Here is a 9,432-nt window from a genome sequence, read left to right as displayed (position 1 = left end):
GTAGGAAAATGCCAGTACTTACGCTGAACATCCACGTTAAAATACGATCTCTTCCGTATTTATCACTTAACATACCGAGCGGGATTTGTGTAATAATACCTCCAACTGCGAATGCTGGTAATAAGAAGGAAACTTCCGCTACAGACCATCCTTTGCGAAGTGCGTATACTGGCAAATTACTATTTAACATCGCTTCAAGTACACCGTATGCAAGCGGACCAATTAACGCAATCCACGCTAATCCAACGACTTGTTTATAACGAGAAAAGGATGATTCACTTTCAGCTTTCGCCTCATCTTGTGCTGGAAATGCATTTTTCGTTGGTAGTAGTAAAAGCCAACCTATTAAGCAAAGTATAGTAGATACGATAAATGGTGTTGCAAGACCGTACTGAACAGTGCTTGCTAAATACGGACCAACTGCGAAACCAATTCCGAAGAATACACCGTATATCGATACTTGTCTACCTATTTTACTAGGATCTGACGTTGTCGTAATCCATGTTTGCGTTCCGACATGGAGCATATGATCTCCAACACCAACTAGGAACCTAAGAATAAACCATACCCAAAATGAAAAAGTTTGTGTAAAAAAGAATAATGAAATAATAACGAGAAACCCACCAATTACGATAATTGGTTTCATTCCAAACTTTTGCATCGGTTTTTCAAGAAACGGTGAAATAAATAATATCCCGATGTATAATGCCGTTGCATGAATACCGTTAATACTTKAACTAACCCCTTCTTGTTCAAAAATCATTGCAATGGCAGGTAAGAGCATACCTTGTGATAAACCTGAGATTGCCACAATCCCAACCATAATCCAAAAAGTAAAACGCATCGACATCCTTTTCCCTCTCTTTCTCACGCTTTCCACTTTTCATTATAAACGGTTTCTTTACATGCGTGTACGAATATCGGCAATAAAAAAGAAGCTAAAAGAATCAACCTTTTAGCTTCTTATCCTTCCCAAACTTGTGCTTTCACATGGTAATGAAAATGTTTAAAATATGGATTTTCATAAAATGATGGTCCATATAAGTAGTAATGTGCATGGGCGATTGGTACTTGCTGCACTTGCATATACATCGGATCAATAATAATTTTTATATATTGATGATCATTATATGGCGAATGATACATTAAAAATGGATTATGCATTGACTCTCTCCCCTTATACATACAAATGCTATAGTATATGCAAGTTTTATATTTTGGGAATTATTTATTGTCTAACCAATCCTCTACATGCTGTATAAACACATCTAAACAATCAATAAACGGTGAATGCCCGCAGTCTTCTAACACCTTCAACTCCGCATTTGGCAAATGTTTCGCTAATTCCTCACCAACTACTTGTGGTACGACATAATCGCGGTCACCTTGTATGACGAGTGTTGGGGCTTGAATACGGTGAATATGTCCATTTCCTCGTACAACACCATTATGTTCATCTGAAATATTAAATGTAACTAATGAATAGTTCACATCAACGAAATTGCGCTGCGTTAACATATCATCTAAATACTTTTCATAACGATCCGGTTCAGGTTGATTATGTGTATATATTAATAGATTCCATACTGTACGGTAATATACTTTATTCATATTTTTTATTGCATCTAGTACGGGGGCAATTTGCACTGGATCTTGCCCAATTTCTTCTTTCGTTTTTAATAAACTCGATACGATTGGTTGCCCGTTAATATCTTTTTTAAATATCGGGTACCCTTTCATTCCAACCGATTCTACTAATATTAGTTTTTCTACAAAAGTTGGGTGGCTCGCTGTAAACTCCATCGCAACACCGCCGCCCATTGACCATCCCATTAATGAAAATTTCTTTACATTTAATTTATCTATAAAAAGTTTCACATCTTCCGTAAAGTCTTGCAAAGAATCTATCGGCTTATTATACGTTGATTGTCCAAATCCTCTTAAATCAATTGCGTAAATATGATATTGATTTTGTAGTTTCTCAATAACTAAATCAAAGTGTTGTGACGATGTCATATTTCCATGAATGAGCACGAGTATTTCTTCATTTTGCCTTCCAACTTCTTGATATGCAATCGTTTCTCCGTTCGATAGTGAAACATACTCCATTGTTGCAGGCTTAATCATCACAAGTTCCCCCATTCTTTTAATAGAAAGAAAATTCTTTACTTAATTAAAGAATACCACACAGAATGTATGTTCTCAATATAAAATCTATACGAAATTTCCACATAAAACTGCATGTCTATTACTAGACAGTTATTATAAAAAAGTATATAGTTAGCTAGGTAACTAATTTGAAAGGATCCAAATACATGGACGAAAAACAACATTTTTTCCACATTGTCAGTCAAACTTCTCGTAAGTTTACGAAGAAATTTAATGAACGTGTATCTCCAACAGGATTATTTAGTGCGCAATGGGCTGTTATTTTCCGCATTAATCAAACTGGATCTTGTACTCAAACAGAATTATGTCAGTATTTAAATGTTGAATCACCAACGATGACCCGCACGTTAACACGTATGGAAACGATGGGCTGGATTATTCGTACGGAAGGAAAAGATCGCCGTGAGAAGCTCATTTCCTTATCGGAAACAGCAATAGAAATGATTCCAGTATGGCAAGAAGAAGTTGATTCCTTTGAAGAAAAGACGCTAGAAGGTATTAAAGAAGAAGACTTACATGAAGCTTTTCAATTGTTACAACAAATTATCAAAAATTTAGATCATTAATATGGAGGGATGACGATGCAAAGTGAAAAACTTTGGACGAAGGATTTCCTCGGAACTTGTTTTAGTAGTCTGTTTCTCTTTTTAACATTTTACATGCTTATGACTACTCTGCCTGTCTATGTTATAGACAGCCTAAAAGGAAAACCTGAGGAAATTGGTTTAGTTGCAACTGTTTTTCTTATTTCATCTGTTTTATGTAGACCATTCACAGGAAAATGGCTCGATGATTTAGGAAGAAAGAAAATATTATTCATTTCACTTTCACTATTTTTAGCCGCTACTGTTATGTATTTCGGTACGCAAAGTTTATTTTTATTACTTGCCCTTCGCTTCTTACATGGTATTGGATTCGGAATGGCAACAACAGCAACTGGAACAATTGTAACTGATGTAGCACCAGCTCATAGACGCGGTGAAGCACTTGCTTATTACGGCGTATTTATGAGTCTACCGATGGTAATTGGTCCTTTTTTAGGTTTAACAATTATTTCCCATTTTTCATTTACTGTACTATTTATCGTTTGTTCAGTATTTTCATTACTCGCATTTTTATTAGGATTACTAGTCGATATTCCACATGAAAAACCAGTAAGTAAACAAACACGAGAAAAAATGAAATGGAAAGACTTAATTGAACCATCTTCTATTCCAATCGCTCTAACAGGATTTGTTTTAGCCTTTTCTTATAGTGGCATTTTATCCTTTATTCCTATTTATGCGAAAGAACTCGGTTTAAGTGAAATTGCAAGTTACTTCTTTATTTTATACGCACTTGTTGTGGTCATTTCTCGTCCATTCACAGGAAAAATCTTTGATCGTTTCGGTGAAAATGTACTTATTTATCCAGCTATCATTATTTTCACAATTGGGATGTTCATTTTAAGCCAAGCGCAAACTTCATTTTGGTTCCTTGGCTCAGGTATGTTAATCGGTTTAGGATACGGAACATTAATTCCAAGTTTCCAAACGATTGCAATTTCTGCCGCTCCAAACCATCGACGTGGTTCTGCGACAGCTACTTACTTCTCGTTCTTTGATAGCGGCATTGGCTTTGGTTCTTTCATTTTAGGTATAGTCGCTGCCAAATCAAGTTATCATAATATGTATTTTATTGCAGCTATTATCGTTGCGTTCACTTTACTTCTTTATTATGGATTACACGGACGAAAACAAAAATTCAAGAAACAAAGTACAGATGGACAAATCTCTGCTTAACGTTCATAAGGAAAGTAAACTTACCCGTTTACTTTCCTTATTTTGTATTTCTTTTAAGACGAGCGTATACTTATAATAGAAACTAAAGGAGGTACATACATGAATGTAAAGAAATCTCCCCTGCTATTACTGTTACTAGTATTACTATTCGTAGTTACAGGGCTTGGGTTTACTTTTTTTAAACATAATAAAACGACCCCCACTAAAGATACTGTCACAAAAGAAAACTGGTTAGACGATCCTTACTTACGCTGGTCGTATACACATATGAAAGAATTTACTTTAATTAATGAAGTAAAAAACAATCCTGACCAAGTTGCTCCCTTCCCTACCGCGTTACAAAACTTAGACGATTTTGCTGTGGAGCGTAGATTTGGAAATACAACTCCTCTAAAAAAACTTTTAGACGAAAACAAAACAGACGCTTTTGTCGTTGTACATAATGGACAACTTGTTTATGAGCGATATTTCAATGGATATAACGAGAGTGAACCTCATGGCATGGCATCATTAGCAAAGGTTTTTACTGGTGCAATCATACAATCTCTCGCTGAAGAAAATCTTATTGATGTAGAGAAAACAGCTGACACTTACATAAAAGAATTAAAAAACACACCGTTTGGTAAAGCAACACTTCAGCAATTACTGGACATGCAAGTTTCTGCTGAATACCCTACTCACGGATATATGCAGCTAGGACTAGAAAATCAAGATGCACAACTATATTTAGCTAGTAATATTTTACCCCGAGGTAAAAATTACGAGGGGCCTATGAAAATTTATGATATGTTACTAGAGGCAGAAGAAACTGCACCGCCTGGCTCCGCTTTTTCTTACAATAACGGCTCAAGTGAAACACTCGCTTGGATTATCCGAACAATCACTGACAAATCATTAGCTGAAAATGTAAGCGAGCAAATTTGGTCTCAAATTGGTATGGAAGAAGACGCTTATTACGTTACAGATGAAACAAAAGTAGAACAAGCAAGTGCTGGTTTAAATGCAACTGCTAGAGATATGGCGAAGTTCGGGCAATTACTTTTAAATAATGGTCAATATAACGGAAAACAAATCGTCCCTTCTTCTATTACAGAAGGTGTAAAAAATGTACAAGAAGGCGAACTCGCAATTGGCAGCGGCGCTTCCATTTCTTATCATAATCAATGGTGGATTCCGCATAATGAACAAGGTGCTTTCGAAGTGTTAGGCAGTTACGGACAAACTCTTTACATCGATCCGAAAGCAAGTATGGTAATCGTCCACTTCTCTTCTAACGCTGCGCCTAGTAATGAAATCCATTCGGTTTATTCCGATATGTATATTGATATTGCACATCATTTGGAGAAGCTTCCACAGTAGTGGAGGCTTTTTTTATTTACCCAAATCCTATTCCAGTTAGTGCTTGGTTAGTAGGAGTTGCCGAAAGAATTACTATTTAAGCCACGCGTAAACCCCATTTATATTGATAATATTTTAGTAATTTGAAAACACTAGTGCTTAGGAAAGGAGGGATTGTGAATGTCTGTGAAAAAGCTATTAACTGGATTAATCATTTCACTTGCGATGATTGTAGTTATTACTACTTTAGGATCACTCCGTGTATTTGCCGAATCCGACGTTGTGAGACAGCCTATCGAGGTTGAATTGAATGATGATTACTTTAATCCGAATGTCATCACTGTTCCGGCTGGGAAAACGACGACGTTTCTATTGAAAAACAAAGGAAATAGAGATCACACCTTTACGGTGAAAAAGCTCGGAATCGACGCTGAGGTCCCGCCAGGAAAAGAAAAAACAATTACCGTAAAACCTGAAACCCCCGGTACATATGAACTAATATGTCGGTTCCACTACTTGAAAGGAATGGATGGAAAAGTAATAGTCAAATGACATGCAGTACCGACCCTTACTTTTTTATGAAGTGACACTTAAATTCGCGGGGGGTGTCTATCCCCCACGGATTATGAGCTCTCACTAATCGGTTTTTTACGTGCAGCATAAAATCTTTACATTGTCGTAGCGTACGAAATTTGTGTTTTGTTGGTGCTACCACATCGCTATCAAGCTAAGATTTTGAAGTACCCCCTAAATGAAAATTTTCTTTCTCTACAGTTAGTTATTTTGAGAGGTCAGCTCATTTTTTTGTTTTGGGGGTGTTTACTTTTCTTATTTATTCTATTTAACAAAAGCACCTTTTTGTTTGAATGTATTATTTCACAAATTCCCCGTCATAGAAATAACTTTATTATGATTTACAGTTTACAATGATTGAAATTCATATTAATAAAGACCTCCATTTACGATTCGAACTTTGCATATGAATTGCTAATCAAGTAATAAATCGGACTTAAATACGATTACAGCATTTCCTGCAATTCTTACTTCCTCTGGCTCCTGATTACAAATTTTCACTTGAACATCAATGATACCCGCCCGTTTTATAGCTTCGCCCTGCACTGCTTTAAAACTAAATAAAGTATTATCATGTTTGACAAGTCTAYGATGTATCAARTATGCGCCTAAAGGACCGTTCGCATTACCTGTAACAGGGTCTTCGTWAATACCAATTGCAGGAGCAAACATTCTTCCATGAATTAAAATATCAGAGTCGGGAGCATTCATCGTAAACACATAGAAACCATTGCAATTAATTAATCCACTGACTTTTGTGAGTAAMTCCATATTAGGGTTTAATTGGTTAAGAAGTTCCGAATTTTTAATTCCAATCATCACCTTAGAATGCCCGGTTGAAACGATTTGTACTGGACAATCTTCTAATAAATCATTTTCACTAATATTGAAAGCTGTAAATATATTCTCTAAAGCTACACCTTCAATCACAGTTTCAAAACTTATACTACCCTGCGTCATAATAATTTTGTAATCATTATCTTCATTAATCACATCGACTGGTAAAATGCCGGCACCAGTTTTATGATAAACTTTAACTGTATTTAAACTATTTTCAACTGCACGAGCATAGTGGGCAGCAATCGTCGCATGTCCACAGATAGRGACCTCATGAGTAGGCGTAAAAAAACGAATATGTACATCAGATTCGCTATTGTCTGATTTAAAGATAAATGCCGTTTCCGAATTGTTAAGCTCTCTAGCAATCCTCTGCATCTCACCCGAGGATAAACCATCTGCATTTGTTATTACACCAGCCGGATTACCTGATAATTTTTTCTTCGTAAATGAATCAATTTGATATAATCGGTACTTTCTTTCCATGTCATTTTCCACCTTTAATATATTTAATTTTTGGTCCTTTAAACTATCTTTAATTCTTATTATATTAAAGTTCTCCCGTTACTTCTATAAGGAGCTTGATAGCGATGGGGTAGTACCACATCGCTATCAAGCTAAGCTTATGCAAAGTCAATTTTTGGTTTAGTAGTTCAGCTAATAGGTGTTGTAAAAATTGGACGGCCGCTTGATTAAATCGTTGATTCAATCCCTCTGAATTGATGAGCACTTCTGTTGATGCTTCCAAACAGCTAGATAATTGAGTTAAAGAAGTCGTAGCGATATTTTGACTCATCCATACACATAAAGCGACTAAATCTTTTGCTTGGTATTTACTGGTTCGTTGCACGAAACCAACATCTCTAGCAAGATCTCGTAAGATATTTGGAGATAAAAAGCTTTGAATCTCTTGAGCAAATAGTTGTAATTCATCAGATATAGAAATAGACATACAAAAAACGCCATCCTTTCCTATGATTCTACAGAAAGAATAACGTATTTTTTTCATTTTGAGGGTATTTCTTTTTATTAGCTTAATAGCGATGGGCGGGACCCCATATTGTGGAATGTAAAAGGGATTTCTATATGATTTAACATTCCAATATTCCTTTTAGCATTTTAAAATTCTGTTGATAAACCTCTGGAGAACCCCAATTTTTGTAGTTGTTAGGTACTTTAATATCTTCGATATGGTCTTTTTCTCGTGCAATTACAGTTAAATCAGTTATATAGTCTATTAATTCTAAAATATGGATTTTTGTTCCAATTGAACCATGTCCTGGAATTACCATCTCAACATCCATATCGCTAACCTTTTCCAAAATGCGAATCCAATTCTCAGGATTCGATTCTTCAAAAAATGTTGGATGGCAATCAACAAATAATAAATCACCCATGAATATTACTTTCTCTTCTGGAATATAGAGAACTGCATCACAAAATGTTTTTTGAGGTAAAACTAATTTCAAAGTTGGTAATGAAACTTCCAATTCGCTTAGAAAGTTTATTTGATGTTTTAACTTAGGGTCATTGTTTTGATTTATTTGATCTTTTAAAGAATGAATATAATTTCTTAGACCTTGTATATCATTTTTCTGCTTATTGATTCTCGATGGATGAATATCCTTCATTTTTTCATATGTAACTTGAAATAATATTACTTTCCTTAAATGCTTGGTTACCTCGAATATGATCTCCATGCCAATGACTATTTACAACCCATGTCACGGGTCGATTGGTTATTTTTTCTGCAATATATTTTAAATCTTCAGCAGCTTGTTGTGTGTTAAATGTATCAAAAACTATTGTTTTATCTCCTAAATCAATAAAGCCTGCATTTGCTACGGCACCACTGCCTTCTCTTGCTATTGCAACGTATATCCCTTCACTAACTTTTTCAAGACTAAAATGTTTGCTGAAAAATTCCTTATCCATTTTCCTCTCTCCTTGATTCTCATTTTAACAAAATATTTCGACATTAAAGGAGGGATTCCTTTGAAGGGGTATCGCCCATCACCATCAAGTTAAAATTTTATAATGCCCCCAAAAAAAGAAACGAACAAAATGTTCGTTTCTTTTTCATGGTGTTTAATGCTCAAGAAAACTTATAACCGCATAAGTATATAGAACGACTAGAGCAAAGGCACATATTCCCATAATTATAATCGCTAGTGCGCTTTTCTCTTGTCTAAACCCTATAATTCCAAGAATAAATGCACTCCACATTGTTACCTTAAGCATTGTAGAAAGGTCGGGAATTGAATATCCACTCAACCAGGTAGAGAAACTTACAATTACGGAAAAAGAGAACAAAGTTAGAACAATAGATAATATATTAATGTGCTTCCCATACTTCAGTTGCATTTCGCTACCCCCTTTTCTTTTCATTAGTGAATAATAGGTAGATGGCTATATTTTTATTTTATTCTAAACTTTCTTGAAAATCCACAACCAAAAGAAGAGGTTGTCCCAAAAGTCGCTGAATAGTTACTTTTAGGCAACCTCTTTTCTTTATTTTTTACTTTCCTCTAGTTTAGAGATACTTGCTTCTTTTTCAGGTAACGTATCAACAAAATCCTTTTGAGCTTTCAATAGGTCAGATTGTTGTATCCAAGCCATAAGATCATCTAAAGATTTACGGGCTTCTTTTACATCGCCAGTAATATCATTCATGTTCAGCTTATTAAATGTAGCTAAAAATTCTTGTTGAATCTCACCTTGCAATGCATTACTT

At 35.2% G+C, this 9,432-nt stretch carries 9 protein-coding genes and 3 pseudogenes; 4 read left to right on the top strand and 8 right to left on the bottom strand.

From position 1 onward, the window contains the following. The 3 genes from AC1DTM_RS13165 to phaZ all read right to left on the bottom strand — a co-directional run. On the bottom strand, window positions 1–850 hold an 850-nt coding region (locus AC1DTM_RS13165; protein ID WP_477000322.1), incomplete at its 3' end, for an MFS transporter. A 113-nt stretch (window positions 851–963) separates the two neighbouring features. Then, the gene (locus AC1DTM_RS13160) at window positions 964–1,164 is read right to left on the bottom strand and encodes a hypothetical protein (protein WP_133059509.1); all 201 of its coding nucleotides are present in this window, start codon (window positions 1,162–1,164) and stop codon (window positions 964–966) included. 60 nt (window positions 1,165–1,224) lie between these two features. After that, window positions 1,225–2,127 (bottom strand): intracellular short-chain-length polyhydroxyalkanoate depolymerase, encoded by a 903-nt coding sequence (gene phaZ, locus AC1DTM_RS13155; RefSeq protein ID WP_002199903.1) that lies wholly within the window; start codon window positions 2,125–2,127, stop codon window positions 1,225–1,227. Window positions 2,128–2,315: 188 nt separating this feature from the next. Between phaZ and AC1DTM_RS13150 the strand changes: the two genes are divergently transcribed. From AC1DTM_RS13150 to AC1DTM_RS13135, 4 genes are all read left to right on the top strand, one after another. After that, window positions 2,316–2,735: a MarR family winged helix-turn-helix transcriptional regulator gene (locus AC1DTM_RS13150; protein ID WP_002013810.1), complete on the top strand. Its 420-nt coding sequence runs from the start codon at window positions 2,316–2,318 to the stop codon at window positions 2,733–2,735. Between the two features lie 15 nt (window positions 2,736–2,750). Next, window positions 2,751–3,950, top strand: a complete 1,200-nt coding sequence (locus tag AC1DTM_RS13145) for an MFS transporter (protein ID WP_016105450.1) — start codon at window positions 2,751–2,753, stop codon at window positions 3,948–3,950. Between the two features lie 99 nt (window positions 3,951–4,049). After that, window positions 4,050–5,309, top strand: coding sequence for a serine hydrolase domain-containing protein (locus tag AC1DTM_RS13140; protein ID WP_088099279.1), 1,260 nt, complete (start codon window positions 4,050–4,052; stop codon window positions 5,307–5,309). Window positions 5,310–5,468: 159 nt separating this feature from the next. Next, the gene (locus AC1DTM_RS13135) at window positions 5,469–5,840 is read left to right on the top strand and encodes a cupredoxin domain-containing protein (RefSeq protein ID WP_088099280.1); all 372 of its coding nucleotides are present in this window, start codon (window positions 5,469–5,471) and stop codon (window positions 5,838–5,840) included. 435 nt (window positions 5,841–6,275) lie between these two features. Here the strand turns inward: AC1DTM_RS13135 and AC1DTM_RS13130 are convergent, their stop codons facing one another. The 5 genes and pseudogenes from AC1DTM_RS13130 to AC1DTM_RS13110 all read right to left on the bottom strand — a co-directional run. Then, window positions 6,276–7,184, bottom strand: a complete 909-nt coding sequence (locus AC1DTM_RS13130; RefSeq protein ID WP_477000321.1) for a PhzF family isomerase — start codon at window positions 7,182–7,184, stop codon at window positions 6,276–6,278. Between the two features lie 145 nt (window positions 7,185–7,329). Continuing rightward, window positions 7,330–7,650, bottom strand: a pseudogene (locus AC1DTM_RS13125) (IS4 family transposase); the annotation flags it as partial. Between the two features lie 139 nt (window positions 7,651–7,789). After that, a pseudogene (locus AC1DTM_RS13120) lies at window positions 7,790–8,633 on the bottom strand (MBL fold metallo-hydrolase). Between the two features lie 153 nt (window positions 8,634–8,786). Then, a complete protein-coding gene (locus AC1DTM_RS13115) occupies window positions 8,787–9,062 on the bottom strand; it encodes a hypothetical protein (RefSeq protein WP_199715752.1) in 276 nt (91 codons plus the stop codon). A gap of 147 nt (window positions 9,063–9,209) precedes the next feature. Next, window positions 9,210–9,432: pseudogene (locus AC1DTM_RS13110) on the bottom strand (hypothetical protein); the annotation flags it as partial.

This window comes from Bacillus sp. P4_D3, assembly GCF_056401855.1.
Note: the sequence above shows the minus strand (reverse complement) of the source record. Positions and strands in the feature narration are given on the sequence as shown.

Excerpts from the sequence above, each read along its gene's own strand:
- AC1DTM_RS13160 (WP_133059509.1), bottom strand. The coding sequence starts at position 1,164 with ATGCATAATCCATTTTTAATGTATCATTCGCCATATAATGATCATCAA.
- phaZ (WP_002199903.1), bottom strand. The coding sequence starts at position 2,127 with ATGATTAAGCCTGCAACAATGGAGTATGTTTCACTATCGAACGGAGAA.
- AC1DTM_RS13135 (WP_088099280.1), top strand. The coding sequence starts at position 5,469 with ATGTCTGTGAAAAAGCTATTAACTGGATTAATCATTTCACTTGCGATG.
- AC1DTM_RS13145 (WP_016105450.1), top strand. The coding sequence starts at position 2,751 with ATGCAAAGTGAAAAACTTTGGACGAAGGATTTCCTCGGAACTTGTTTT.
- AC1DTM_RS13140 (WP_088099279.1), top strand. The coding sequence starts at position 4,050 with ATGAATGTAAAGAAATCTCCCCTGCTATTACTGTTACTAGTATTACTA.
- AC1DTM_RS13150 (WP_002013810.1), top strand. The coding sequence starts at position 2,316 with ATGGACGAAAAACAACATTTTTTCCACATTGTCAGTCAAACTTCTCGT.
- AC1DTM_RS13115 (WP_199715752.1), bottom strand. The coding sequence starts at position 9,062 with ATGCAACTGAAGTATGGGAAGCACATTAATATATTATCTATTGTTCTA.